We start from the raw sequence: 24,939 nt of genomic DNA, 5'->3' as shown, positions 1-24,939 counted from the left end.
CCACATCAACGTTCCCAAAACATCCCCTTCGCCGACTCCGAGGTCAGCAAGGGCGTGCGCGAGCTGTGCGGCGCGCTCGCCGGTCGCACGGAACGTGGTGCGGTGCGGCTCCGCGTCGCCTGTCCATGTGGTGATCTGCGATCCGCCGTGCACTGTCGCGCCGTGAGTCAGGATGCGCGAGAGCAGTAGCGGGACGTCCTGCATTGTGCTGTGCACTGGGGGCCTCCCCTTACGCGGCGGTAGCTATGGCCGCGATTCTCAGGGCATACCCGGCGGTATGTCACTACCTCGACGGCACCTCTTCCCATGAATCCGTCTGTACCTCGGCCCACGGGTCCGGCTCCCACACAGGGTGTATCTGCACCTCGACGCCGGCCTGACCGGGTATGGGCTCTCCGTACTGGTCTCTGCGCCTGACCAGTGCGATACGCCGGATGAGCTGTTTCAAGAGGCGGTTGCGTTCTGCCGTGTTCAGGGTCGGCCACTCCTCGGCGGCGCCGACGACCAGCCGCACGAAGTCGGCCCGGTGCGGGGTCTCCTCAACCTCGACGAGCTGTTCGAGGGCCTTGTCGACGCGGGCCCGCTTCTGCTGGAGTTCGTCCCTCGCGGCCTCGAACACGCCGTCGGGGTACTTCTCAGGGTTCATGGCGTTGTCGACAGCAAGGCGACGCAGAGCGGCGTCGTACTGCTCGGCCTCGGCTTGCAGCTTGCGGCGGCTCTCGCGGGCACGCGCCCGTTCGTCTACGGCCGGTGGTTCCTGCTGGGGTGTGGCTGGTGCTGCGTCGATACCCGGGGCGGCTTCACGCGTGAGCCAGTTACGCACCGTCCTTTCAACCACGTGCCGCGGAATCCACACCCCCTCACACTTCGCACCGCCGGACACTGCCCGCTGCGAACAGCGGTACGCCCAGCCGTTTACGTTGACGGGCTTTCCGTCTTCTGACCTGAGAGTCGTTGTCACAGATGTGCCACCGCGGCACTGCCCACACCGGTTCAGGCCGGTGAGCTCGTAGAGGGCATTGCGCGCGCGGGGCGGGGTGGCACGTACCTCCTTCCGACGCTGCTGGTACGCCTGCCACAGATCCCATTCGATGATCTCTTCGTGTGCCCCCTGCACAAGGAGGTGGTTTGGGCATCCGCCGTTGGTCTTCCTTCCGGCGCAGTTGCACGAGGGGTCATGCAGGCGGAGCAGGCCGGCGGGGAAGCCGCTGTCCATGTAGCGGGTGAGTGTCTGTGTGGTCCACAGCGTGCCGCGGGTGGTGCGGTAGCCGCTGCTGTTGAGCCAGCCGCACAGGGAGGCAAACCCGGTGTGTTCGACATAGCGTCGGTACGCCTCTGCCATGACGGGCCCGGTGTCGCTCTCGTCTGGCTCGTAGCGTTCCTCTTGAAGGGTCTGCGTCCTGGTGTTCCAACGCGGGTGCCAGATGTACCCGAAGCGGGGGCGTCCGGTGGCTGGAAGTCCGACGCTCCGTCGGTGCTGGTGGGTCTCCGCCCACGCTTCGCCGATGCGGTCGGACTCGAATGCCGCGAACTCCAGGATCATGCCGCGTTGGAAGCGGCCAATGGCGGTCGACGCGTCAACTGGTTCGGTTGCGGACTCCAGTAGGCCGCCGATGCTTTCGACGCGTGCGAGGTTGATCGCGTTGCCTGCGCGGTCGCGGCCGAATCGGCTGTAGCGCCAGACGGCTATGCCCTTTTCGGGTCCGCGTTCCACGTAGTCGATCGCGGTCATGATCTTGCGTTTGAAGTTCCGGCCGCTGGCATCGAGGTCTTCGACCCATCGTGTGATGCGTCGGCCGGTGCGGCGTGCCCAATCGAGGATTGCCGTGCGCTGGAGCGCCGGACTGATTTTCTCCTCCTTCCACGTGCTGACACGTATGTACCCGACGAACGGCTCGCGTGCCTCCGGGCCGTCGAATGTTGCAGGCCATGCCTGCGTAGTGGTCACGTGCTCCTACTCCTCCCGTGTGTGGATGAGGGATGTCGGGCGCGCGGGATCGCGTCGCCCGTGGTCGGTGGCGCGGTCAGTTCTCCGGCTCGCTGTGGGTGTCGAGGAGTCCGCGGCGTACGTCGCGCAGCGCGTCGAGGTAGCCGGCCCGGTACGCGTCGCGGGTGACGCGTTGCCGTGTCTGCCGCGCGAGGGCTGCGGCAGTGACGGCGAGGGCGGCGGCGGTGGTTGCGACGGTTACGCGTGCCATGGGGCGGCTCCAAAGATCAGTCACCCGCTCTCGTCTGCGGGCGGTGTGCGTAGCGCCTCGACACTGGCAATGAAAGCCCTGCGCGCAGCGGGTTCATGGATGCCCAGTTCGTCGGCTGCCTTCTCGGGTGTGAGGGGTGGCTCATCTGTGCGGCTGGTGACGGTGAGGTCGGCCTCGGTGGCGATGCCTGCGCGGAGGAGCACGAGCCCGAGCGAGATGTCGAGCGCGGTGGCGATGCGGCGCAGAGTGACGATGTCGGGGGTCGCGGTGCCGGCAAGTAGTCGGCTGAGGGTGCCGCCTGGGATGCCCGCGTAACGAGCAAAGCGAGCCTGCTCGCCCCTCGCGTCGAGGGCGAATCCCCGCCGGATGATCTGGTCTCGGAGCCATTCGGCGAATTGGGCGCGCTGGTCTGGCGCGTCGGTGTGTTCCATGCGTGGAACATACCGCGCGCGGAATCACTCCGCACGGGCGCGAATCAGCCAGAGAGGCGCACAGTTCATGTGCACCCGCAGTCATCTCACTACCTCACGTGACCAGTCGAACACGGGTCCGATTTTGTGCTCGCTACACGCGTGTGTCAACCGCATATGCCCTGTGAAGATTCGCCCCTATTCGTGGATGACCTGTGCAGATTGGCGTCCGTTTGCTCCGTTCACGCGCGGCTCATCCTTGTGCTAGCGTTCCACTCGTGGACGAAACAAGTTCGCCCACGGAGTGAAGGACCGCCCATGTACGACCGTTCTCTACTCGTGACCGCCGCCCGTGGCGTGGGTGATGTCACACCGTCCGACACCGCACGACGGTTGAAGGTTGCACGAAACACCGCGTGGCGCCTGTGGACCGGCAAGACCGCGCCGAGCGCCGCCGTGGCCGCCGCCGTCGAGCGCCACTACGGAGTGCCCGCCACCCAGCTCGTGAAGATCCGGGAGGCAGCCCCGTGCGAAATGACGTGATTCCCCGCGAACAGGCGTTCGCAAACGCCCGCGCTGTGCTCGACCGGGCCCGCGCCCGCCGCGACGCCGACCGCGCCGCCGGACGCCTCGACCCTGAGGTCGAGCTCATCCTCCGCCGTTTGGAGCGCGAGCAGCGCGCCCAGCAGGCCCCGGCGCACCGCGCCGCAGCGTGACGGCTGGCCCGAATCCGACTCGGACCAGCCGCAGCAAAACGGCCGCCCCAGATCCGACCTGGGGCGGCCCGCACGACCTACCCGACGAAAGGCAACAGGCCGTGACCATGCACCAGCCTACCGACGCCCCGGCGACCGACGCCGAGAAGCGCCGCACCCTCGCGGGCATCATCGCCCGCCAGCTCGACCAGATCGCCCCCGGTACCGCCCGCGTTCGCACCGTCCCCGTGACGGCCGTCCTCGATGGCGAGCAGCGCCGCAAGGTGTGGGTGTCCCTCGACGACGCGCTCGGCCAACCGATCGAGGCCGACCGGGCCGCGCACCGCGCCGCCCGTGGCCTGCTGCGCCGGATGCTCCCGGACGCCGACTGGTCGCGTCCGCACGTCTACGACGCCATCACGGGCGAGCTCACCGACGACGCGCCGACGATGCCCGAGGAGCTGCTGTGATCCGGCCGCAGCTCACCGCTGACGGCCTCGCCATCCGGTTGGCCGACGACCGGCCCGACGTGCTGCTCGACGAGCTCGCCGCCGCCTACGCCCGCGACCCCGAGACGGTCGCCGCGCTGCTGGCCGCGCACGCCGACGCCGTCGAGGCAGCCGATGACGCCCAGTGCAACCCGTGCGCCACGGACTACGACCGCGCCATGCGCGCCGCCGAGGCCGACGGCACCCGCGACGGGCTGTACGGCGAGCTGCCGCCCCCGGCCGTCCTCGACCACGTCATCGACCCGGCCGAGGCCGTCGCCCTCGCCGACGAACTCACCGCCCGCGCCGCCCGCGCACACCTCGCCAACCAGGAGCACCACGCATGACGACCGCCACCGACACCCCGACGGCCGAGGCCGCCCCCCTGCCCGTCGGCCCCGCAGGCACCACCTACGAGCCTGCACCCGAGGGCGCACCCGCCGACGCACCCCGGGTGTTCACCGCCCTCGCCGCCGTGATGGGCGACGCGATGCCCGTCGCGAAGAACCAGCGGAACCAGCAGCAGAACTACAAGTTCCGCGGCATCGACGACGTGATGAGCGCCATGGCGGGCCCCCTGCGGAAGCACGGGGTGTTCATCCTGCCGAGCATCGTTACGCACCGGCAGGAACGCCGGGGCGAGAAGATGACGCACACCGTCATCCGGATGCGATACCGCATCTACGGTCCGGCTGGTGACTGCCTGATCGCGGACGTACCGGGGGAGGCGTCCGACTACGCCGACAAGGCCACCAACAAGGCACAGAGCGCGGCGCTCAAGTACCTGTTGTTCACGCTGTTCATGCTTCCCGTGGACGGCCGCAGCATCGACGACGGCGACCGCCACCACCCGGAGAACGAGGCGCCGCAGCAGGCCGAGCAGCAGCCGCGCCGCGGTCGCCGCGCCGAGCCGGGCCCGTGGGAGCAGGACCCGCCCCCGCAGCAGCCGACCGGGCCCTCGCGCGACTACCTCGCCGAAGCGCGCGCCGCCGACAACGTGAGCGCCGTCCGTGCGCTGCACAAGCAGGCCAAGGACGAGGGGGCCCCGGCCGACTACCTCGCCGCACTCGCCGAGATCGGCGCGAGCAAGCCCGGCGCCAAACCGCGCCAGCAGCGCGGCGCCGTCGCCGACACGCCACGCCGCGCGATGCAGTGGACGAAGGGCCACCAGCCGACCGCCGTCGACGAGGTGACCGACGCCGCAGGCGAGACGAGTTGGCAGGGCGAACCCGCGAAGCAGGAGCACGCCGCCGCGCTCGGCGAGATGTACGACGCCGCCCGCGACGCCGGACTCGCCTCGCCCGAGGAGACCGACGAGGCGTTTACCGCCCGGTTCCAGTGCCAGCCCGCCGCCGCGACCGTCGCCCAGCTCCGCGAGATGCGCGACGACCTGCTCGACGCCGCGAAGGGAACCGCCGCGTGAGCGCCACCGACAGCACCGAGCGCGAGCAGGCGTTCGCCGTCGCCGCCGCCGCGACGGCCGCCACCACGCAGACCGTCGAGCAGCAGGCCGAATCCCTGCGGGACCTCGCCACGCAGGCCGCCGTGTTGAAACTGCTCTCCGAGCGCGTCAAGCAAGCGCAGGCGGACGTGCGCAAGCGGACACAAGCCGCGTTGGACGCTGCGGCCGAGCGCGACGGTACCGAGCGGATCACCGCCGAGCTCCCAACCGGCGAGGCAGTCGCCACGATCGGGCTCCGCAAGGGCGAGACGGGCCCGGTCGTCACCGACGAGGAAGCCCTCGCCCGCTGGCTCCGCGAGCAGTGGCCCGCCGAGCAGTGGACCGAGACCCGCATCGTGCGCACCGTCAAGCCGTGGAAGCTCGCCGAACTGCTCGGCGAGATGCAGGCCGCGGGCGCGACGAAGGTCGTCGACAAGACCACGGGTGAAGTGCTCGACGTGCCAGGCGTCGTGATCAAGCCCACCCGCGCACGCACGCACGGGATCACGTGGCGCAAGGGCGGGAAGAACGCGACGGCCGCCGCGTGGCGCACGGGCGCCCTCGCCGGACAGCTCGCCGCCATCACAGCGGGCGAGGAGGACGAGCAGTGACGCGCACACCACCCGACCAACTCGCCGCCCTCGCCGCCAAGCTCGGCACCGTCCACCCGGCCGCGCCCGAGCTGGTGCTCACCACCGCCGACCAGCTCGGCACCGCGGACGAGGTGCGCCTCCCGAGCCGCACTGTTGGGGCGCTGCTGCGTCGTCTCCTCGCCGTCGAGACCGACCTCGCCACCACGCGTCAAACCGTCGCCCGCGTCGTCTACGACGCCAACGAAGGCGACGACTGGTCGATGTCCGACCTGATGTACGAGCTCGAACACGCGGGAGTCCCTATCGCGCCCGAGCTCGACCACATCGACGCCGTACGGACAGCCGAGTACCGCGCGCAGGCCCTCGGATGAGCGCCACCGTGAGCGGCCTCGACGCCACGCGCCGTCTGCTCGACGGCCCGCCCCCGCCGACCGTGCCCGGACAGCTCGCCGTCGACGCCGAGCCGCCCCGCTGCGAGCACGGCAACCCCCGGTGCGGAGCCGTCCCCGTGCGCCCGTACCCGTGCGGCTACCGGTGCGCCGAGCACCAGCCCGCCCGCACCCACCCCTACCGCACCACCCCGTGACGCGTCCGGGGGCGAGGGAGAGCCGCCGCGCCCCTCGCCCCCGGCGCCCCCAGACAGGAGCACCCCCCTTGCCTTGGTTCAAGGTTGACGACACTGCGCACGCGCACCCCAAGCTGCTCAAGGCCGGTAACGCCGCCCTCGGCCTTTGGATGCGCGTCGGTGCCTACTGCGCCCAGCACCTCACAGAAGGCGCCGTACCGGGCGTCGTCGCCCAGCTCTACGGCACCGCCCCGCAGGCCCGGAAGCTGGTCACCGCCGGCCTCTGGCACGAGCACGGCCACACCTGCCCGCGCTGCCCGCAGCCAGCCCCCGGCGACTACCAGATGCACGACTTTTTGACCTACAACCCGACGCGCGAGAAGACCGAGCAGAAGCGCGCCGCCGCCGCCGAGCGCCAGCAGCGAGCCCGCGAGAGATCCGCCGAGCAGCGGAACCAAGAGCGTAATCCGCCGGATTCGTCGGCGAATCGTCCGCGAATCGACGACGATTCGTCGGGCGAAAATCGCGAACCGTCCGCGAATCAGATCGAGTTTCCGGACGACATTGCAGGTCAGAAGGAGTCGTCACACCGTGACGGTACGGGCCCGTCACGGTCCCCCCGACCCGACCCGACCCGACCCCTTGTACTTCCTTCGGAAGTACAACAGCAGCAGCACGCGCGCGAGCGGTCCGGGCTGGTACCCGAACTGCACCCGCTCGCCGACGCCCTCGCCGCCGCAGGGTGCGGCGTGCGCTGGTCGCTCGGACTCGGCGAACAGCGCGACGTGCACCAGCTGGTGAAGACACACGGCGCGGACGCCCTCGCCGAGGTCGTCACCCGCCGAACCGCCCCGGGCGACGACCCGAAACCAGCCCGCTACTGGCTCAAGGTCTGGGCCGACCCGCGTACCTGGCAGACCGCGCCCGGCGCCGATGTGATCCCCCTCGACCGCGGCGCCCGCCCCTCCACCACAGATCAGCGCGTCGCCGCAGGAATGGACCTCGCCGCCCGCCTCCGCGCCCAGGAGGCTGCCCAGTGACCCCCGCCGACGCCGCCGAGCTGCTGACCCTCGCCGCCGCGTTCGACCGGCGCACCGTCGGCGAGGCCGACGCCCGCGCGTGGGCTGCCGCACTGCACGCGATGCCGCTCGATCAGGACGCCCGCGACGCCGTCGGCCGGCACTACGCCGAAACCGACCGATGGCTCACCCCTGCGCACGTTCGGGCCCAGCGCGCGAAGATCCGGGCCGAGCGTGTCGAGCGGGCGAACGTCGTTGACGACGGCCACCCGGATGAGACACCCGTGCAGTACCTCGCTCGCCGTCGCGCCCTCACGCGCGCCGTGGCCGACGGGCGTATCGCCCCGCAGACCGCGACGCAGGCCGTCGGCCGCGCCCCAGGTACCGCGCCGCCCGCGCTGACGGGCGGTCCCGCGCCGGAGGTTGCCGAACGTCTGGCCGCCATCGGCCGCAGCATTCCGGCCGAGGCCGCCGCCCAGCTCGCCCCGTACCGGCCCGTTCGCGCCGAACGCGAGTCCCTTGCCGCTCACGGACAGCCCGACCCGCTCGACGTGCCGTGCGGCTACTGCCGGGCCCGTGTCGGCCAACCGTGCCGCATGGGCAAGAACCGCGCCAAGCAGCGCACTACCCCGCACCCCTCCCGCCTCGACGACGCCCTCGCCGTCCACACCACTCGCCAGGAGGCATCGTGAACCGCCGCAAGCACCCCGAGCGTCCGCACCGCCGCAAGCCCACCAGTGGCGACCGCACCCGAAACAGCAAACTGTTCCGCGTCGAGGCCAGTTGGGACTCCCGTCCCAACCGCCCGGCGATCCGAACCACTCCCGACCGTGCCGCCGCCCGCCGCCTGGCCGACACGTTCGCCCAGCAGGGCGCGTACGTCATCGTGCAGGCCGCCCGCGGGTTCGAGTGGCGGACCCTGTACGAACTCGACGGGCCCGCGCTGCTCGCCGAGCGGCAGGCCGCCGAGCAGGCCGCCGCCGAGGCAGCCGAACGCGCCCGCCAGGAGGCCGAGCAGCGCGCCCAGCAGGCCGCGGCCGAGCAGCGCCGCCAGCACCGCCTCGCCGCCGAAGCCAGCACCCATGCCCGCGCGCTCATGCAGCCGCCTGCCATCGTCCGGCCCGAACACCGCCAGCGTGCCCGCCACATCACCGGGGCGCAGCGATGACCGCCCCGCCGCCCTCGCCGTCATCCGCGCCGCGCTTGAGGACACGACCACCCTCGAACTGCTCAACCGCCCCGGCGCAGCCTCCCAGCGCATCGCACACGCGCTCGAATCCGCCGGGTGGACCATCGAGCCGACCAGCCCCCCGAGCGGCCCGCAGACGGCCACACAGCCGACCACCACCGCCGCATAGCCCCCCAGCAGGGGCGCCCCCACAGCAACCCCCAAGGGGCGCCCCTCCGTGATACGTTCCACGCACGAGCGAAACAGCATCGCTCACGCACGACACATCCAGCCGGCCCCGAACATCCGGAGGTGCACGCGATGGCTCGCCCGACACCCGCCGAGCGGTTCGAGCAAAACGTCGACCGCGGCGGCCCCACGCCACTCGTACGCGACGTGCACGGCCGGTGCTGGATCTGGACCGGCGCCACCAACGAGAAGGGCTACGGCACGTTTTGGGCCGACGGCCGCACCGTCAAGGCCCACCGGTACGCCGTAGAACTCGCCGACGGCCAGCCGGTACCCAACGGCCTCGACGTCGACCACCAGTGCCGCAACCGCGCATGCGTCCGTCGCTCACACCTCCGCGCCATCACCCACCGCGAAAACGTGCTCGCCAGCTCGAACCACGTCGCCCGCCGCGCCGCCGTACGCGCCTGCCCGGCCGGCCACGCCTACGACGCGGCGAACACCTACCGCGCCCCGAACGGCACCCGGAAGTGCCGCGCCTGCAAGCGCGAGAAGGCCCGCGCCGCCCGCGCCGCAGCCCGCGAGCAGCAACTCGCCACCGTCGCACCCATTCGCACCCGCACCACCAACCCCGAGAGGCAGGCCGCCTGATGTCCGGCGAGACCACGATCACCGTCATTGGCAACGTCGTTGCCGACCCCGAGCTTCGCTTCACGCCGTCCGGCGCCGCGGTCGCGAACTTCCGCATCGCCAGCACCCCGCGCCACTACGACAAGCAGTCGAACGAGTGGAAAGACGGCGAGCCGCTGTTCCTTGGCGTCTCCGCATGGCGCCAGCTCGGCGAGAACGTCGCCGAGTCCATCCAGAAGGGCGCCCGCGTCGTTGTCGTCGGCCGACTCCAGCAGCGCCAGTACGAAGACCGCGAGGGCAACAAGCGGTCGTCCTACGAGATCACCGCCGAGGAAGTCGCCCCGAGCCTGCGCAATGCCACCGCCGCAGTCACCAAGACCACCGGCCAGCGCCAGAACGCACCGCAGCAGGGAAGCGGCTGGAACCAGCAGCAGAGCGGATACGGCGCCCCGCAGGGCGACCCCTGGGCCAACCAGCAGCCCCGCGGATACAGCGACGAGCCCCCGTTCTAACCCACCGCCACCGGGCGCCGAGTCCGGACGCAGCCCGCGCCGCGCGCGCGACCCCCTCGACTCCACCGAGATAGGAGCACCGCCTCATGGCACGCACTCGCACGTTCACCCGGGAACAGCTCGACACTCTCGGCTTGCCCGACGATCTCGCCACCGAGACCACTGCCGCAGACTTTCCCGAGGCCGCCGTCGAATTGCACCGCGAGCAGGTCGACACCCGCCGATGGGTGTCCGTGCACGAGCTGGTGTTCCGCGCCCCCGACGACGGCAAGGCGTACCGCGTTACCTACGAGCAGGGCCTCACGGAGCACCAGGACGACACCGACGCGTGGGACTACGCCCGCACGGTCGAGGCGGTCGAGGTCGAGCAGTACGAGCGCAGCGTCCCCGCGTGGCGCCCCGTCGAGGAGCACCAGGAGCAGCCGCCCGCCTGCGGTCGAGCCGCCGCCACAGGGAAGCCGTGCCCCGACCACGCCGAGACCGGCCTCGCGTTCGTCGACGGCCGCGACGCCCTCGCGTACGTCATCATCCGGCCCGCGGGCGAGACCGACGACGCCGAACACATCACCGTCGACGCAGCGGCACGCGGCATGTCCAAGGCCGCGACCGCCTACGCGCTTCGCAGCATCGCCGACCAGTTCGACGCCGCCGCCTCGGCCGAGGGCGACGAGCCGATCCCCTACCCGGCCAGCGAGCAGCCGACCGGCCAGAAGTTCCCATGCGGCATCGCCGTGTTCTGCGACCAGTGCGGCATCACGCACCGCGGCGACTACATAGTCACCGACCAGATGACCAAGGGCGACCGCCTCGAAGTCGCCCGCGACCACCTACGCCGCAACGAGGGCTGGTCGTGCACTGCTGACGGCGACTTCTGCCCCGGCTGCAAGAAGACCGCGAGGGCCCACTGATGGCCCGCAACATCGGAGCCGACGGCCGCACCGTGTACCGCGCCGTCCTCACTCTCACCGGCCGCTCGGGCGAGCAGTGGACCGAGTACGAGGGCCCCTACAGCAAGGCCGGCCACGCCCGCGGGCGCCTGTCCTTCTGGCGCAGCTACATGCGCCGCTCAGGAGGCGACGCCACGGGCCACGTCGAGCAGGCACACACCGTGTGGGCCCCCGTCGACCAGCCGGACGCACAGCGCACCGCCGAGGCATCATCGGGAAACCCCCTGCTGCGGCTGGTCGAGCTGTACGAGGAGACCGGCACGCCTCGCCACCTCGCCCCGGGCTACGCCGCCGAGCTGTTCGCCGCCCTCGCACGCGAGCTCGCCGACGCACTGCCCGAAGGCCCCGACCGCGCGAGCATCCTCGCCCGCGCCGCCCGCCTCGACGCGCGCGGCGAGCAGGTCCTCGGCCCCAAAGAGACCCCGGAGCAGCAGTGACAGCGCTCACCGCAGAGGAGCGGCAGGCCCGCCGCGACAGCCTGCTCGTGCTCCTCTCCCGCGCACAGCGAGGAGTCCTCACGCCCAGCGAGGCCGGACTACTCCGCGCCCACGTCGAGACCGAGCTCCGCGCCGCCGACCGCGCCGTACAGCGCGCCGTCGACGCCGAGGAACAGCTCAGGGCCTACCGCGCCGTGACCGCACAGCGCTCGGAGTGGCAGCAGCGCGCCGAGCAGGCCGAGGCCGCCGTCGACCGCGTACGCGAGACCGCACGACGCCACGGCCCCACCCTCACCGCCGACGAGATCGAGCACGCCATCGACGACGAGCCGTGCAGCAACCCCGATTGCGAGCACCTACGCGGCTGGCACACCGACAGTCACGGCTGCATCAGCCGCGGAGGCGCGTGCCCCTGCCGTGGATTTGAGCCACCCGCCGCGCCCTGCTGCTGCGGGGAGCCCAGCACCCCAGACGTGACCCACCGCACCGACGGCCCGTGCCACGTCGACGAGACCCCGGAGTCGCGCCCATGACCGAGCAGCCCTCGCCGCCCCGCGTCGACCCCGAGGCCGTGCGCGTCGCCGTCGAGCAGATGCGCGCCGTCATGCGCGCCTACGTCGAGGCCATCACGCCCGCCCTGCACGCCGCCGCCCGCGCCGCCGAGACCGCCCGCACCGCCCGGCGCGACGACTACGCCCTCGCCCCGCCGCCCGCCACCCCGCGCGACCGCCCCGCCTGGCAGTCCCCACACGGACCCGCCCACACCCGCCGCAAGTAGGGAGCAGCCCATGACGACCGCCCTTGACACCAGCGCCCCGGCCCGCCGGGCCGCCGTCGACCTCGCCGCCATACGCGAGCAGTGGGGCGACCTGCTGCTCGCGGTCGAGCGCCCCCCGGCCGCCGAGTGGCCGCCCCGCGAGCAGAAAGGTTTCCTCCACCAGCTCGCCGCCCGCGACGCCGAGCTCGACCAGGTGCCGGCCACTGCCACGATCGGCCGTGCCCCGCTCGTACTCCGCGAGCACCCCGCGCCCGTGAATCTCGACGCCCTCGACGCCACCCTCGCTGTCGAACGCGATCTGTTCGACCTCGCCGACCAGATCGCCGAGCAGGTGCAGCGCCCCGTACGCCGCACTCCGAAACCGACCGGCCCCGGCCGCACGGTGGCCGTCGTCGACGGAGCCGACCGCAACGACCCCGCCCGCTGGCACTACGCCTCAGCCACCGATCCCGGCTCCCGGGCGTACGGGCTGCACTGGGCCGCCGTCTGGATCGAGGGCCGCGCACTCGACGAGCCGTCGGGCGACCTGTTCGCCCCGATGCCGCTGCGCCTGCTCGATGAGGCCGCCGCCGTGGCGCGCCGCTGCCGCGAGCGGGTCGAGCGGGCCCTCGGCCGCGACGGACGCACGACCACCCTTGACCGGCCGTGCCCGTGGTGCGGTGGCGAGCTGACCGGCCGCACGCAAGCGGGAGGTACGCCCATGGTCACGTGCGCGACGGGCGAGGCGTGCGGGGCGCCCGTGCTGCTCGACTTCCGGCGCCGGCGCGTGTGGCGTGGCGCCGAGCTGGTCGGCCTGTACGCCGCCCTCGACGCCGCCGACCGCCGCGCCGAGGAGTAGCAGGTACAGGTACCAACAGGCCACGGGGGCGCCGACGTTGCCCGGCACCCCCTTGTCGTGAAGTCGCTTGTGTAGCCACTTGTCAAGCGACTCCACAAGTGCCTACAGTGGGGCTCCCCCGCCGGACTCCACCCGGCGGCGCCGGACTCCACCCGGCACCCACAACCCAAGGGAGCAACCCCCATGGCAACGAAGTTCGTCGCCCACCACGACGGCCAGACCTTCACCCGCACCAGCAAGACCCGCACCTACACACACGTAGTCATCGCCGCAAGCACCACCGGCAACGGCACCTTCGCCTACCGCTGGTCCGGCAGCGAGGTCAACGCCCGCAAGGGCGCCAGCGAGGCCGAAAAGCGGGGATTCAAGGTCGCCGCCGTGATCCCCTGCGCCCCGGAGGGCCAGGAGCAGGAAGCATCCGAGCGGACCGACGACACCCCCCGGACCGGCCGCACGGTCACGATCCCCGGCGCACTCGCCGACCACCTCGCCGCCCAGTACATCGGCGACGACGAGACCGCCGCAGCCCTCGACGCCGCCCGCCGCGGGCGCGGCCGGACGCTAGTCATCGAGCCCACCAGCACCCGCCCACTGCACATCATCAGCCGCCACGCCGAGCACATCCTCAGCATTCGGGGCGCCTACAGCCGCGCCCAGATCGCCGCCGCCCGTCTGTGGATCAAGCGCGCTGGTCACGCCCCAGCAATCCTCACGCACCGGTTCGAGACCACCGGCAAGGCGTACGACGCCTCGCAGAACCGCGACGACATCCGCGACGGCGACGTGCTGGTCATCGAGTCCGAGCAGGTCGTCGCGATCCTGTACCGCGCGTGGCCCGCCGCCGTCACCACCGAGCGCGGCGAACTGCACAGCGTCGACGGCGACCCGCGCACCCTTGACGACGGGAAGTACACCGCGAGCGTCGAGGCGGCCGAGCGCATCGCCCGCGAGCACGGGTACGCCCTCCCCGCCGACCGCCAGCCCGACCCCGTCGAGGCCCCGGTCATCGTGCGGGCCGACGAGGTGCGCCCCGGCGACACCGTACTCGCCTGCTTCGGCGATGATCTCACCGCCGACACCGCCACCGAGCCACACGCCCTGTACCACGCCGAGCCCTACACCGCCGCCCCCGCGCCGTACAACCCGGCATGCGGCTGCACCGCGTGCGCCATCTACAAGGACCACGAGGGCCCGATCGTGAACCTCGCTATCGACACCCCATGGGAGACCTGCGACCCGGCGCCCGCTGAGGCTCCCACCCTCATCCGCCGGGCCACGGTCGACACCGAACTCGCCGACACGGTCGCCGCCGTTGAGCAGGCCGACGCCGCAGCGGGCACGTGGCGCGGCGAGTGGATCGGCGAGCAGCAGGCCGACGACGCGCTGTTCACCGTCGAGCAGGACGCCGAACAGGGAGCGCTGTTCGCCCCGGGCGTCCGCACCGAGCAGGCCGCCGAGCGCCGCGTCGTCGAGGGCGTCATCGTCGAGCACGACGGCACCGCCGAGGGCAGTCTCCCGGCCGACTCCACCCACCCGAACGTGCGCGCCGCACGCGCCGCCCTCGACGGACTCAAGGCCGCCCGACTCACGGACCACCACGACGTGACCGAGCCGACCGAGGCCGAGACCGACGTACGCGGATACATGGTCGACCCCCGCGAAGGCGACCGCGTCGCGGTCTACTGGCTGGAGGGAGGCCGGATCATCCGCCGCGACCAGATGCCGCACGGCCCGGCCCTCGACTGCCTTGCCGACCGCTTGCGCCGCCGCGGCTGGACTGTCGAGACGATGCTCCGCAGCTCGCAGTGCGTCTTCGCCCACCGGCCCCAGTAGCCACCCACCGGCCCGCCCCGCCCGGGGCGGGCCTCGCCCATCGACAGGAGCAGCACCGCATGGACACCAACGACCAGCCGACCGGCCCGGACGCATCCGAGCACCCAGCCACGGAACCCGAGCAGCGCGCCGAAGCCGAGCGCTACCTCGCCGCCCGCGGGTTGCTCCCCGAGGACCGGCCGGCCAGCGCCGCCCACAACCGGCGCAGGTACGAGCGGATCGCCGCCCAGCTCAACGCCGAAGGCATCCCCGTGGAGACCTCCCCCAGCGCTCAACTGATGGCCCGCATGTACGCCCTGTTCGACGAGTACGAGCGTAAGACGGTGGCAGCGCGCGCCCTGGCAGGCGACCCCAACCCGACCGACGCCGACCCCCTCGAATACGTCAAGGACATCGCAGCCGCCTACAGCGCCGACGCCGCCGACACCCTCGACGACTACCTCGACCGCCTCGCCGATCAGCTCACCCTCGACGACGTGCGGTCGCTCCGCCTCGCCGGGGAAGCCGCCCAAGCCGTCACGCCCCGCGTGGTCATGGCCGAGGCGGACCGCGGCATGAAGCCGGCGCGGATCGCCGACGAGCTCGGCCTCACGCAGTCACGCGTGTACCAAATTCTCCGCGAGGAGCGACAGAAGCGCGTCAAGGAGCTGTGCGAGTACGCCGTCAAGGCCGAGGCGGACGCAGGGGGCGACCCGCGCAAAACTCTCGCCCGCTACTCCGCTGCGCTCGGAGACGTGCCCGAGCAGGACCGCGAGGCCGTCGAGCAGTACCTCGAAACGCTGCGCGGGGCGGTCGCCAGGCACCAGGCGCAGCAGGACGACAGCAAGTAGAGAGCCCGAAATCAGCGCGGGCCCGCACACGGTGACTCCACCACCGGACGGGCCCGACTCACCACACCGGGAGCAACCCCCGCCATGGCTGACACCAACCCTAACCGCCGCCGCACCGCCACCCCGCCCGCCGTCGGCCGCGCCGTCTCCGTCCGCGTGCTCGACGAGGACATGCGCGACGACCTCGCCGTACTCATGCGCGCCCACGGCAACGCGGCCGACCCCGTGCGCCTGGCCGTGCACCTGCTCGCCAACGCCTACCGCCGCGCATGGGACCACCAGGAGGCGCCCGGCGGCACCGCGCCCCACATCATCGGCGTGCGCTACGCACTGTCCGACGGGACGCCCGAACAGGTGCCCAACCCGGCGCACACCGCCTACCCCCGCGTCGCCGAGACGCCAGCACGGCAGGCGCTCACACACCCGCAGAAACCGCGCAACGCGTGAAGCGCCCGCCCTACGCTGACCACCACCGAGAGGAGCACCAGCCATGGGAGCGATCCAGCAGCCCACCCCAGAGATGGGCCCGTACAGCACCGAGGTACGACGCGAGTCCTTCTACCTCAACCGCGCCAACAACGACGCACACGGAGTCGTCCACCGCGTCGACCGGTACGCCGTCACCCTGCCCAGCGCCGACCGGGCCGCCCTGCTCGCCACCCTCGCCCAAGTGACCGGTCACCGGGCATGGCAGGAGTGGCAGAAGTCCAATCCCGCGCCCCTCGACCCCGAGTGGCTGCTCCCGCCGGACGGGTCCGCACCGACACCCCCCGGAGAGTGGACCGTCGAGCGCGACAACGACACGATCACTCTCCGGGGCCCGTGGCTCGTGCACGCCGACCACGAGTACATGAACACCGAGATCGCGTACGAGAGCGTTACCGCACTGCGCGCCGCCCTCGAACACCAGTAGCCGCACCCGCCGTTCCCCTCCCAGCCCGTACAACCATCAGGCACACCAGAAAGTCACATCACACACACGCGGTCGTCACGGGAGGGGACCATGCCCAGAATCAAGCAGCGCCGGAAAATGGGGTGGGTGGCCATCGGCTTCCACTGGACGATGATGCTCTTCACCGTCGGCCTGTGGACACCGATCTTCCTTGCCGCACGTCGACGCCGTCTCACAGTCATGGACGTACCCCCCGGATACTCCGGTCCCGTGCCCGGCGCCCAGGGCGCGCCCGGCTACTACGCCCCGCCAGCCGGGCCGGCACCCGCACCGCCTCAGCAGTACGCACAGCCGCAGCAGCCGTACGCGTGGGGCCAGCCCCAGCAGCAGGCCCCGTACCCCGGCCAGCAGCCGCCCCCGCGCTACTGACCTTGCAGGCCGTTATCGGACTGTGATCTAATCGGGCCGTCTCCGGCATGCCCGGAAACAGACACCAGCGCCCCGCCACACCCCCGAGTGGCGGGGCGTTTCGCATGCCCGCGCGAGGAGGTGACCACCCATGCCGCGCCCAATCACAGACGACGACCGCGAGCAGGTGCGCCGCCTCCACGCGCAGGGCAAGGCGCGCAACGAGATCGCCCGCGAGCTGAAACGTTCCCCCTCGACCGTGTCGAAGATCGCCCGCGAGCTCGACCTCACATTCGACCGCGGACCCGAGGTCATCGCCGCCACCGAGGCACGCCGCATCGACCTCGCCGCCCGCCGCGCCCAGCTCGCCGAAACGCTGCACCAGGACGCCGAACGACTCCGCGCCCAACTGTGGGAGCCGTCCACCTACGGCGAGTTCGCCGGCCGCGATGGCGAATGGCACGAGGTGCACCTCGACAAACCGCGATTCGCCGACCAACGGCAGATCATCGCCGCGACCGGCACCGCCATCCAGCAGTCACTCAAGTTGGCCCCCGCCGAGGGAGGCGAGGGAGCCGACCAGGTGCGCAGCATGCTCGGCGCGCTCGGCGAGGCACTGACCCGCGCAGCCGATGACGACGCGGACGACGGGGGCGCCGAGTAGGAGGTGAGCCGCAGTGCTCGACCTCGACTCTCTGCCCCTGTCTCGTAAGCAGTTGCGCAGCATCGGGCAGGCCCGCGCCCGCATCAACCTCTGGCACGGCAGCGTGCGCAGCGGCAAGACCATCGCGAGCCTGCTCGCATTCGTGATCGCCGTCGCCACCGCCGGCCCGTCCGGGCTCATCATCATCTGTGGCCGGTCGCTCCAGACGATCGAACGCAACTGCCTCGACCCCCTGCAAGACGTGGCACTCTTCGGGCCGCTCGCCCGGCACGTGCAGCACACCCGCGGCGCCACCACTGCCACCATCCTCGGCCGCACCGTCCACCTGATCGGCGCGGCAGACGCCCGCGCCGAGGGCAGGCTCAGAGGGTTGACGGCGCAACTCGCGTACGTCGACGAGGCCACCCTCATGCCCGAGGGCTTTTGGACGCAGCTACTCGCCCGGCTCTCCGTACCCGGGGCGAGGCTGTACGCGACCACGAACCCGGACTCGCCCCGCCACTGGCTCAAGACCGGCTACCTCGACCGGTCGCACGAGCTCGACATGCGCGCGTGGCACTTCAAGCTGCGCGACAACCCGAGCTTGTCCCGCGCCTACGTCGACGCGCTCGCCGCCGAGTACGTCGGCCTCTGGCGACGCCGCATGATCGACGGCGCATGGGTCGTCGCCGAGGGCGCCATCTACGACATGTGGGACGAGGGACAGCACGTCGTCGACGAGCTGCCGCAGATGCGCCGCTACTGGGCCGGCACCGACTACGGCACCACGAACGCGTTTGCCGCGCTGCTGCTCGGCGAGGGCGTCGACGGCCGCCTATACGTGTGTAGCGAGTGGCGGCACGACTCCCGCCGCGTGCACCGGCAGATGACCGACGCCCAGTACAGCGCCGCCGTGCGAAACTGGCTCGCCACGTGGCGTCATCCGGACGCGGCCCCCGACGCGCCTGCGGGCGTGACGCCCGAGTGGACGTTCATCGACCCCAGCGCCGCGAGCTTCATCACGCAGATGTGGGCCGACGGCTTCCCGGGTATCGCCCGCGCGCAGAACGACGTGACCGACGGCATCCGGTCCGTGGCCGCACTGCTCGCGTCCGGCCGCCTGCTCGTACACCGCTCCTGTGAGGGCCTGCTCGGTGAGATGGCCGGCTACTGCTGGGACCCCGCCGCCACCGAAAAGGGCGAGGACAAGCCGCTCAAGGTGGACGACCACTCATGCGACGCGCTGCGGTACGCCCTCCACTCCACCGCTCACGAATGGCGGCACCTGCTCAGCCTCGCCGCGTAAGGAGCCGCCCCATGGCCGCAACCGCACCACTCACCCTCCCCATACGACTCACCGTCGGCGACCACACGGTCGACGCGGGAGAGCTCACCCTCGAACCCGGCGAGCCCCTGCGCCCCGCAGTCGCCGGATTCCTCCGCGCCGCCGCCGACATCCTCAACGACCAGGAGGTGACCCCGGATGCCACTCCCTGAGACCGGCGCCCCGTGGCCGCCCCCGCAGTGGGCAGAGGTGTACCGCGAGATCGCCCTCGACGACGCCTGGTACTCCGGTGACCGGCGCCGTCTCGCCCGCATCTACGAGCCCCACCCGCGCCCGGCCGAGCGTCGCCGCCTGTGGGGCCGCAAGTCCCTCGACCACCACCCGCGCCGAGACAACCGGCTGCACGTTCCCCTGCCCGGCGATATCGCCAGCACGTCAGCCGACCTGCTGTTCGCCGACATGCCCGCAATCACCGTCACAGATACCAACACGCAAGCGCGGCTCGATGTGCTGCTCGACGAGGGCCGCGTACAGCAGACGCTCATCTCTGGCGCCGAGCAGGCCGCCGCGCTCAGCAGCGTCTACCTGCGCGCAACGTGGGACCGCGAGCTGGTCGACCGGCCGATACTCGACGTGGTGCAACCCGACGCAGCCCTGCCCGAGTTTCGATATGGGATGCTGCGCGCCGTCACGTTCTGGCGCGAGCTCACGACCGACGACGCGCACACCGTGCTGCGCCACTTCGAGCGGCATGAGCCGGGCCGCATCACGCACGCGCTGTACGAGGGCACCGCCGACACCGTCGGCCGGCCCGTGCCGCTCACGGAGCACCCGGACACGGCCGAGCTGGTCGACAGCCTCGACACCGACGGCGACGGGCAGTCCATCAGCACCGGCATTCGCAACCTCACGGCCGCTTACGTGCCGAACATGCTGCCCAACCGCAGGCACCGCGGCGCCCCGCTCGGGCGCAGCGACTACGCCGCGCCGATCTACGACCAGTTCGCCAGCCTCGACGAGACGTGGTCGAGCTGGATGCGCGACATCAGGCTCGCCCGCGCCCGGCTGATCGTTCCGGACGGCTACCTGCGCGACAACGGCCCCGGAGAAGGCGCGAGCTTCGACGAGGACCGCGAAGTGTGGACGAGTCTGCGCATGCCCCCGACCGAGGGCAACGGCATCACGCTCGCTCAGTTCGAGATCCGCGTCGAGGAGCACCAGCGCACCGCCGAAGCGCTCATGCGGCAGGCCGCCCAGTCCGCCGGCTACAGCGCCCAGTCCTTCGGCCTCGATGGCGGCGGGCAGCCCATCACCGCGACGGAGTCGGACAGTCGGGACGCCCGGAGCATGGTGACCCGGAAGAAGAAGGCCGGGTACGTCAGGCATCCGTTGGCCGACATGCTGCACGTCATGTTGCAGCTCGACGCGGTGCAGTTCGGGCAGCGCATCACCCCCGAACGCCCCAACGTCGAGTTCGGAGACGGTGTCGCCGAGTCCGAGCAGCAGACCGCCACAACGCTCGACCTGCTCAACCGTGCAGGCGCTGTCTCCACCAAGACCAAGGTCAAGGTGCTGCATCCGGAGTGGGACGACAGCGATGTACAGGCCGAGGTCGACGCGATCCTCGCCGAGACCGGCGCGGGCGCGCCCGACCCCGTCGGAAACTTCCCCATGGCCGCGTGATCGGTCAGACGTACTGACCCGACCCGAGAGGGACACCAGGGCAGGCACCGCCCGCCCAGAACTTACGGGCCATGCGGCACTGCGTGCAGACCCGCCCGTACCCGTCGGCCGGCCGTTGCCAGTCATGCGGCCGGCCCGGCACGGGCGCGTCGTAGTCACCCCCGATGTGCCGGCGAGCGCGTTCGACGTTGGGATACGGGCGATAGGCCATGGCCCCATCATCACGCGAGGGGGTGACAGATGCCCATTCACCCCGGCATGGTCGAAGACCTCGCCGCCGGCACGCGCGACCTGTACGCCGGGGCCGAGGAACGCCTACTCGGCATCATCGCTCGGCAGCTCGCCGCCGGCCTCGACGCCCCAGGGTGGGCCGAGCGCAAGCTCGCCGCCATTGCCCAGCTGCGCCGCGCCTCACAGGGCGTGGTCGATGAACTGGGCAAGGCCGTGACCCTTGAGGTTTTCGACGTGGTCGCCGAGGCGTACAACACGGGGCACCGCGCCGCGGTCGCCGAACTGGGCGCCCTGTCCGACGACGCCCGCGCCCTGGTCGACGACGTGACCCCGAACGCTCAGGCCGTCGACCGCCTCGCACAGGAAGCGGTCGACGTGGTGACCTCGACGCACCGCTCGATTCTGCGGGCAGTCGTCGACCGGTTCCGGGCGATCGTCGCCGAGGTCACCGCCACGCCCCTACTGGGCACCGGCACCCGTCGACAGGCCACACAGGACGCCATGCGCCGGTTCGCCGACGAGGGAATCCGGGCGTTCGTCGACAAGGCCGGCCGCCGATGGCAGCTCACCAGCTACGCGGAAATGGCCGTCCGTACGTCCGTTGCGCGCGCCGCGACAGAGGCCCACATGCGGACCCTGTCCGACGCCGGTATCGACCTGGTCATCGTCTCGGACGCGCCGCGCGAGTGCCCTCTCTGCCGCCCGTGGGAGGGCCGCGTACTGGCCATCAACGGACCGACCGGCAAGCGCACGGTCGAGCACGCCATCGAGGACGGGCGCATGGTGCCCGTGAAGGTGGCCGGAGCGCTCGACGAGGCGCGCCTCGCAGGCTTGCAGCATCCCAACTGCCGCCACAGCGTGAGCGCGTACGCGCCCGGTATCACGCGCACCGAGCAGGCCGTCAGCGACCCGAGCGGCTACGAGGCCGGGCAGCGTCAGCGCGAGATCGAGCGGCACATCCGCAAATACAAGCGCCGCGCCGCCGCAGCCGTCACCCCGGAAGCGAAGAAGGCCGCCGAGGCGAAGGTCAGACAGTGGCAGGGCGCCATGCGCAACCACCTCACCGCGCACCCCGACTTGCGCCGCCTGCGGCGCCGCGAGCAGCCCGGCGCCTCGAACCTCCCGCCGAAGCGAACCGAAGCCACGGCCGAGCAGGTCGAAGCCGCCCGCTTGTGGTCGGGCGACGAGCAGAGCGCGCGGGAAATGAGCGACGACCAGCTCGCCGCCGCAGCACGCTCGAACCTGCTCGACGAGCGGGCCCTCGCCCGCGTCGAGGCCGAGTCCGACCGACGCGACCGCGAGGAACTGCTCGCCCGCACCCGCGCCGCCCTGGCCGACGGTGACCTCGCCGCGCTCAGCGACGAAGAGCTCGCCCGCGCGTACGGGCACCTGTCCGACGCCGACGCGTTGCGCGTCATGACGGAGATGGACCAGCGCGACCGCGCCGCCAGCCTCCCCGGCGTCCGGCCCGAACTGGTCGGACTGTCCGACGCGCAGCTGGCCGCCCGCGCCCGCAACGCCGACCCGGCAACGCTGGCGCTGCTCGCCGCCGAGGCCGCCCGACGCGACGCCCTCGCCCGGTTGTTTCCCGGCGGACACCTGCTCGCCGAGCTGGTCGACGTGTCCGACGATGAGCTCGCATGGTGTATGCAGTACGCCACCGCCGACGAGCTCGCCCGCATCGCCGCCGAGATGGACCGCCGCGACGGCGTGCCGCTCCCGGCCCCGTCGGACACGTCCGACGCGGTCGCCGACCTGCTCGCCAACCGTGACGCACTCGCCGAAGTCATGGCGCCCGCGCCCGGCCCGGATGAGTGGGGTGCGTGGGCGTCCGACGCCGAGCCGTCCACGTCCGACAGCACAACGCATGACGCGTCGGACACGTCCGACGACGAGCAGGAGGAGCGGCGTATCACGCGCCGTGAGGCGCGGGAGCTGTACGACGAGTACGTGTACGCGCAGTACCTCGCGGCCGAGGAAGATTGCCGCGGCTACCTGCTGAACAAGCGCGCCGAGATGGCTGGCGTCGACCCGATCAGTCTGTTCAGCGGTCCCGCGCGCATCGCCTACGCGCGCGCGTCCGACGAACTCAAGGCATGGTGGGCTGAGCACGGCCGTATGACGCAGGCCGAGTTCATCGAGCAGGCCACCGGCATACGGTCGGCAGCCGCCGAGCGGGCTCGGCAGAATGAGGCCGAACACCAGCAGCGGAGGTAGCGCCGATGGGTACGCGTGAGGACATCGTCCGGGCCGTGACCGCCGGCCGAGAGGCAGGCCGCCGCGGCGACCGCCCGACCGCCTGCCCACACCCCCGTGACTCCCTGCTGCGCACCGCATGGATTCGCGGCTACGCCGAGACCCGGCCGCTCGCCACGCGCGACCGCGCCGAGTAGTACCACCCCTGACAGCACGACCCCGAGGGCCCGCCAGGTGCGGGCCCTCACTGCTATGACCACACGCCCGCCAGGAGCGGGCCCACCAGCCCCAGGAGGGCACCCCATGAGCGACGACAACGGCACCCCCGGCGGCCAGCAGCAGGGCGCACCGGCAGGCGAGGGCGGGCAGGACCCGACCGGCACCGCGCCGAAGCCGACCCCGCCCGCGGCACCGCCAACCGGGGAGGGACAGCAGCAGGGCGAGGACACCGCCGCGCAGATCGCACGGCTTGAGACCGAGCTCGCTGACGCCCGCAAAGAGGCCGGTAAGACCCGCGTCACGGCGAAGCAGAAAGCTGCCGACGACGCACGCGCCGAGCTCACACAGCAGCTGCTCGGCATCCTCGACCCGTCCAAGGCCGGAGAGCAGGCCACCCCGGAGGAACTGACGCAGCAGCTCACTGCCGCGCAGGAACAGGCCCGACAGACCGCCGTCGAGCTCGCCGTCTACCGCACCGCGCGGGAGGCCGGGGGCGACCCCGATGCGCTGCTCGACAGCCGATCATTCGCCGCCGCTGTCGCCGAGCTCGACCCGACCGACACCGCCGCCGTTAAGGCCGCGGTCGAGGCCGCGGTGACAGCGAATCCGAAGCTCGCCGTCCAGCAGCCCGCAGGGCCGCCGCGCTCCGGTGCCGAGTTCTCCGGGCCCCCGTCGCAGGGGGTCACCGCCCAGCAGTTCGCCGCCATGGACTACGCCCAGCGTGCCGAGCTGTACCAGTCCGACCCCGACACATACCGGCGCCTGGCCGGTTCCTGACCCCGGCGCCCACCGCCGGGCATCCCCAACCGCCCGGCACCGCGCCGGAGAGAAGGAGCACCCGTCATGGCCGAGACCAAGGCCGCGAACCTGATCGTTCCCGAGGTGTGGGCCGACATGGCGCAGGCGAAGTTCGCCGGCGCCGTGCGCGTCGGTGGCTCGTCCGCCGTCATGGTCGACAGCACGCTCGTCGGCCAGCCCGGCGACAGCATCAACTTCCCCAAGTGGGGGGCGCTCGGCGAGCTCGACGAGCTGACCGAGGCCGTCGCCATGTCCACCGCCGTCATGGGGCAGACCAGCAGCAAGGCCACCATCAAGGAGGCCGGCAAGGCCGTCGAGATCAGCGACAACGCCATGCTGAACGCGCTCGGCGACCCCCGGTCGGAGGCGCAGCGGCAGTTCGGCATCCTCGCCGCCCGGAAGGTCGACGCGGACCTCATCGGGCAGGCTGCGGCCGACGAGACCGCCCAGGGCGGCGGCAACCCCTACCGGTACACCGCCACCGAGACCGCCCTTTCATGGGGCGTGATCAACCACGCCGCCGCCCTGTTCGGTGACGAGTTCGACCCGTCCGAGTTCGCCGGACTGTTCATCAACTCCGCGCAGCGCACGCAGGTGTGGGACGACGCGCAGTTCACCGACGCCGCCAAGCTGGGGACCTCGATCCCGGTCACCACGGGCACGATCGGCGCCATCGCCGGTATGCCGGTCATCGTGACCGACCGCGTTACCGCAGGAACGTTCCTGCTGCTCAAGCAGAACAGCCTCGGCCTGCTCTACAAGCGGCGGCCGATCGTCGAGCACGACCGCGACATTCTCAAGCGCACCAACGTGATCACGACGAACATGCACTACGCGGTGAAGCGGCTCGACGACAAGGGCGTCTGCGTCGGCACGCTCGCCACTGGGGCCGCGTGATGATGCTCCGCCGCTACCACCACGGCGCGTCCGACACCACGTCGGACGACGCGTCCAAGTCTGCGAGCGCCCCGTCGGACAGGAAGGCCACGGGGCGCCCGCGCAAGCCGAGGGGG

General features: G+C 71.7%; 35 protein-coding genes and 1 pseudogene. 32 read left to right on the top strand and 4 right to left on the bottom strand.

Going from position 1 to position 24,939, the window contains the following annotated elements; genetic code table 11:
- The 4 genes and pseudogenes from ACQEU8_RS36765 to ACQEU8_RS36750 form a co-directional block, all read right to left on the bottom strand.
- Positions 1-216: pseudogene (locus ACQEU8_RS36765) on the bottom strand (fatty acid--CoA ligase); the annotation flags it as partial.
- 67 nt (positions 217-283) lie between these two features.
- Positions 284-1,948, bottom strand: coding sequence for a recombinase family protein (locus ACQEU8_RS36760; protein ID WP_433108516.1), 1,665 nt, complete (start codon positions 1,946-1,948; stop codon positions 284-286).
- Between the two features lie 76 nt (positions 1,949-2,024).
- A complete protein-coding gene (locus tag ACQEU8_RS36755; protein ID WP_382930479.1) occupies positions 2,025-2,198 on the bottom strand; it encodes a hypothetical protein in 174 nt (57 codons plus the stop codon).
- A gap of 20 nt (positions 2,199-2,218) precedes the next feature.
- Positions 2,219-2,629, bottom strand: coding sequence for a helix-turn-helix domain-containing protein (locus ACQEU8_RS36750; protein ID WP_433108518.1), 411 nt, complete (start codon positions 2,627-2,629; stop codon positions 2,219-2,221).
- A 297-nt stretch (positions 2,630-2,926) separates the two neighbouring features.
- Here ACQEU8_RS36750 and ACQEU8_RS36745 point away from each other — a divergent pair, with 297 nt between their 5' ends.
- The 32 genes from ACQEU8_RS36745 to ACQEU8_RS36590 all read left to right on the top strand — a co-directional run bounded on the left by ACQEU8_RS36745 (position 2,927) and on the right by ACQEU8_RS36590 (position 24,823).
- Complete coding sequence (locus ACQEU8_RS36745) at positions 2,927-3,151, top strand: XRE family transcriptional regulator (RefSeq protein ID WP_382930483.1); 225 nt, start codon at positions 2,927-2,929, stop codon at positions 3,149-3,151.
- Positions 3,136-3,324 carry a hypothetical protein gene (locus ACQEU8_RS36740; protein ID WP_382930484.1) on the top strand — a complete coding sequence of 63 codons (189 nt, stop codon included), beginning with the start codon at positions 3,136-3,138 and terminating at the stop codon, positions 3,322-3,324. Before ACQEU8_RS36745 ends, ACQEU8_RS36740 begins: the two co-directional genes overlap by 16 nt.
- A 107-nt stretch (positions 3,325-3,431) precedes the next feature.
- Positions 3,432-3,773, top strand: a complete 342-nt coding sequence (locus ACQEU8_RS36735) for a hypothetical protein (RefSeq protein ID WP_433108521.1) — start codon at positions 3,432-3,434, stop codon at positions 3,771-3,773.
- Positions 3,770-4,138: a hypothetical protein gene (locus ACQEU8_RS36730; RefSeq protein WP_383130339.1), complete on the top strand. Its 369-nt coding sequence runs from the start codon at positions 3,770-3,772 to the stop codon at positions 4,136-4,138. Before ACQEU8_RS36735 ends, ACQEU8_RS36730 begins: the two co-directional genes overlap by 4 nt.
- Positions 4,135-5,214, top strand: a complete 1,080-nt coding sequence (locus ACQEU8_RS36725) for an ERF family protein (RefSeq protein ID WP_433108523.1) — start codon at positions 4,135-4,137, stop codon at positions 5,212-5,214. Before ACQEU8_RS36730 ends, ACQEU8_RS36725 begins: the two co-directional genes overlap by 4 nt.
- On the top strand, positions 5,211-5,843 hold the full coding sequence (locus ACQEU8_RS36720; RefSeq protein WP_433108525.1) for a hypothetical protein: 633 nt from the start codon (positions 5,211-5,213) through the stop codon (positions 5,841-5,843). Before ACQEU8_RS36725 ends, ACQEU8_RS36720 begins: the two co-directional genes overlap by 4 nt.
- Positions 5,840-6,196, top strand: coding sequence for a hypothetical protein (locus tag ACQEU8_RS36715; protein WP_433108527.1), 357 nt, complete (start codon positions 5,840-5,842; stop codon positions 6,194-6,196). The genes ACQEU8_RS36720 and ACQEU8_RS36715 overlap by 4 nt, the downstream gene beginning before the upstream one ends.
- A complete protein-coding gene (locus ACQEU8_RS36710) occupies positions 6,193-6,411 on the top strand; it encodes an aromatic ring-opening dioxygenase LigA (protein WP_433108529.1) in 219 nt (72 codons plus the stop codon). The genes ACQEU8_RS36715 and ACQEU8_RS36710 overlap by 4 nt, the downstream gene beginning before the upstream one ends.
- 68 nt (positions 6,412-6,479) lie before the next feature.
- Positions 6,480-7,430, top strand: a complete 951-nt coding sequence (locus ACQEU8_RS36705; RefSeq protein WP_433108531.1) for a mucin-2 — start codon at positions 6,480-6,482, stop codon at positions 7,428-7,430.
- Positions 7,427-8,101 carry a zinc finger domain-containing protein gene (locus ACQEU8_RS36700; RefSeq protein ID WP_433108533.1) on the top strand — a complete coding sequence of 225 codons (675 nt, stop codon included), beginning with the start codon at positions 7,427-7,429 and terminating at the stop codon, positions 8,099-8,101. The genes ACQEU8_RS36705 and ACQEU8_RS36700 overlap by 4 nt, the downstream gene beginning before the upstream one ends.
- Positions 8,098-8,577 carry a hypothetical protein gene (locus ACQEU8_RS36695; protein WP_433108535.1) on the top strand — a complete coding sequence of 160 codons (480 nt, stop codon included), beginning with the start codon at positions 8,098-8,100 and terminating at the stop codon, positions 8,575-8,577. The genes ACQEU8_RS36700 and ACQEU8_RS36695 overlap by 4 nt, the downstream gene beginning before the upstream one ends.
- Positions 8,546-8,767, top strand: a complete 222-nt coding sequence (locus tag ACQEU8_RS36690) for a hypothetical protein (RefSeq protein WP_433109280.1) — start codon at positions 8,546-8,548, stop codon at positions 8,765-8,767. Before ACQEU8_RS36695 ends, ACQEU8_RS36690 begins: the two co-directional genes overlap by 32 nt.
- A gap of 131 nt (positions 8,768-8,898) precedes the next feature.
- Entirely contained in the window at positions 8,899-9,417 is a 519-nt protein-coding gene (locus ACQEU8_RS36685) for an HNH endonuclease signature motif containing protein (RefSeq protein ID WP_433108537.1), read from the top strand.
- Positions 9,417-9,908 (top strand): single-stranded DNA-binding protein, encoded by a 492-nt coding sequence (locus tag ACQEU8_RS36680; RefSeq protein ID WP_433108539.1) that lies wholly within the window; start codon positions 9,417-9,419, stop codon positions 9,906-9,908. The genes ACQEU8_RS36685 and ACQEU8_RS36680 overlap by 1 nt, the downstream gene beginning before the upstream one ends.
- A gap of 86 nt (positions 9,909-9,994) precedes the next feature.
- Positions 9,995-10,816, top strand: a complete 822-nt coding sequence (locus ACQEU8_RS36675) for a hypothetical protein (RefSeq protein WP_433108541.1) — start codon at positions 9,995-9,997, stop codon at positions 10,814-10,816.
- A complete protein-coding gene (locus tag ACQEU8_RS36670; RefSeq protein WP_433108543.1) occupies positions 10,816-11,292 on the top strand; it encodes a hypothetical protein in 477 nt (158 codons plus the stop codon). Before ACQEU8_RS36675 ends, ACQEU8_RS36670 begins: the two co-directional genes overlap by 1 nt.
- Positions 11,289-11,825 (top strand): hypothetical protein, encoded by a 537-nt coding sequence (locus ACQEU8_RS36665; RefSeq protein ID WP_433108545.1) that lies wholly within the window; start codon positions 11,289-11,291, stop codon positions 11,823-11,825. Before ACQEU8_RS36670 ends, ACQEU8_RS36665 begins: the two co-directional genes overlap by 4 nt.
- Positions 11,822-12,070: a hypothetical protein gene (locus ACQEU8_RS36660; RefSeq protein ID WP_433108547.1), complete on the top strand. Its 249-nt coding sequence runs from the start codon at positions 11,822-11,824 to the stop codon at positions 12,068-12,070. Before ACQEU8_RS36665 ends, ACQEU8_RS36660 begins: the two co-directional genes overlap by 4 nt.
- A gap of 10 nt (positions 12,071-12,080) precedes the next feature.
- Positions 12,081-12,908: a hypothetical protein gene (locus ACQEU8_RS36655; RefSeq protein WP_433108549.1), complete on the top strand. Its 828-nt coding sequence runs from the start codon at positions 12,081-12,083 to the stop codon at positions 12,906-12,908.
- 183 nt (positions 12,909-13,091) lie between these two features.
- A complete protein-coding gene (locus tag ACQEU8_RS36650; RefSeq protein ID WP_433108551.1) occupies positions 13,092-14,741 on the top strand; it encodes a hypothetical protein in 1,650 nt (549 codons plus the stop codon).
- A 59-nt stretch (positions 14,742-14,800) separates the two neighbouring features.
- Positions 14,801-15,571, top strand: coding sequence for a hypothetical protein (locus ACQEU8_RS36645; RefSeq protein WP_433108553.1), 771 nt, complete (start codon positions 14,801-14,803; stop codon positions 15,569-15,571).
- An 84-nt stretch (positions 15,572-15,655) separates the two neighbouring features.
- Positions 15,656-16,018, top strand: coding sequence for a hypothetical protein (locus tag ACQEU8_RS36640; protein ID WP_433108555.1), 363 nt, complete (start codon positions 15,656-15,658; stop codon positions 16,016-16,018).
- Between the two features lie 43 nt (positions 16,019-16,061).
- Positions 16,062-16,484 (top strand): hypothetical protein, encoded by a 423-nt coding sequence (locus tag ACQEU8_RS36635; RefSeq protein WP_433108557.1) that lies wholly within the window; start codon positions 16,062-16,064, stop codon positions 16,482-16,484.
- Positions 16,485-16,574: 90 nt separating this feature from the next.
- Positions 16,575-16,892, top strand: coding sequence for a hypothetical protein (locus tag ACQEU8_RS36630; RefSeq protein WP_433108559.1), 318 nt, complete (start codon positions 16,575-16,577; stop codon positions 16,890-16,892).
- Between the two features lie 130 nt (positions 16,893-17,022).
- Positions 17,023-17,535 (top strand): helix-turn-helix domain-containing protein, encoded by a 513-nt coding sequence (locus ACQEU8_RS36625; RefSeq protein ID WP_433108561.1) that lies wholly within the window; start codon positions 17,023-17,025, stop codon positions 17,533-17,535.
- A gap of 13 nt (positions 17,536-17,548) precedes the next feature.
- Positions 17,549-18,820: a PBSX family phage terminase large subunit gene (locus ACQEU8_RS36620; RefSeq protein ID WP_433108564.1), complete on the top strand. Its 1,272-nt coding sequence runs from the start codon at positions 17,549-17,551 to the stop codon at positions 18,818-18,820.
- Between the two features lie 11 nt (positions 18,821-18,831).
- A complete protein-coding gene (locus ACQEU8_RS36615) occupies positions 18,832-19,011 on the top strand; it encodes a hypothetical protein (RefSeq protein WP_433102060.1) in 180 nt (59 codons plus the stop codon).
- Positions 18,998-20,482 carry a phage portal protein gene (locus tag ACQEU8_RS36610; protein ID WP_433102058.1) on the top strand — a complete coding sequence of 495 codons (1,485 nt, stop codon included), beginning with the start codon at positions 18,998-19,000 and terminating at the stop codon, positions 20,480-20,482. The genes ACQEU8_RS36615 and ACQEU8_RS36610 overlap by 14 nt, the downstream gene beginning before the upstream one ends.
- A 240-nt stretch (positions 20,483-20,722) precedes the next feature.
- Positions 20,723-22,930, top strand: a complete 2,208-nt coding sequence (locus ACQEU8_RS36605) for a phage minor capsid protein (RefSeq protein ID WP_433102056.1) — start codon at positions 20,723-20,725, stop codon at positions 22,928-22,930.
- 5 nt (positions 22,931-22,935) lie between these two features.
- The gene (locus ACQEU8_RS36600; protein WP_382930531.1) at positions 22,936-23,106 is read left to right on the top strand and encodes an Rmf/CrpP fold protein; all 171 of its coding nucleotides are present in this window, start codon (positions 22,936-22,938) and stop codon (positions 23,104-23,106) included.
- A 106-nt stretch (positions 23,107-23,212) separates the two neighbouring features.
- Positions 23,213-23,905 (top strand): hypothetical protein, encoded by a 693-nt coding sequence (locus ACQEU8_RS36595; protein WP_433102054.1) that lies wholly within the window; start codon positions 23,213-23,215, stop codon positions 23,903-23,905.
- Positions 23,906-23,971: 66 nt separating this feature from the next.
- Positions 23,972-24,823 carry a N4-gp56 family major capsid protein gene (locus ACQEU8_RS36590; protein ID WP_433102052.1) on the top strand — a complete coding sequence of 284 codons (852 nt, stop codon included), beginning with the start codon at positions 23,972-23,974 and terminating at the stop codon, positions 24,821-24,823.
- Positions 24,824-24,939: the final 116 nt, after the last annotated feature.

It is taken from the genome of Streptomyces sp. CA-250714, assembly GCF_050936705.1.
Taxonomy (GTDB): domain Bacteria; phylum Actinomycetota; class Actinomycetes; order Streptomycetales; family Streptomycetaceae; genus Streptomyces.
This window is presented reverse-complemented; position numbering and strand designations above follow the sequence as displayed.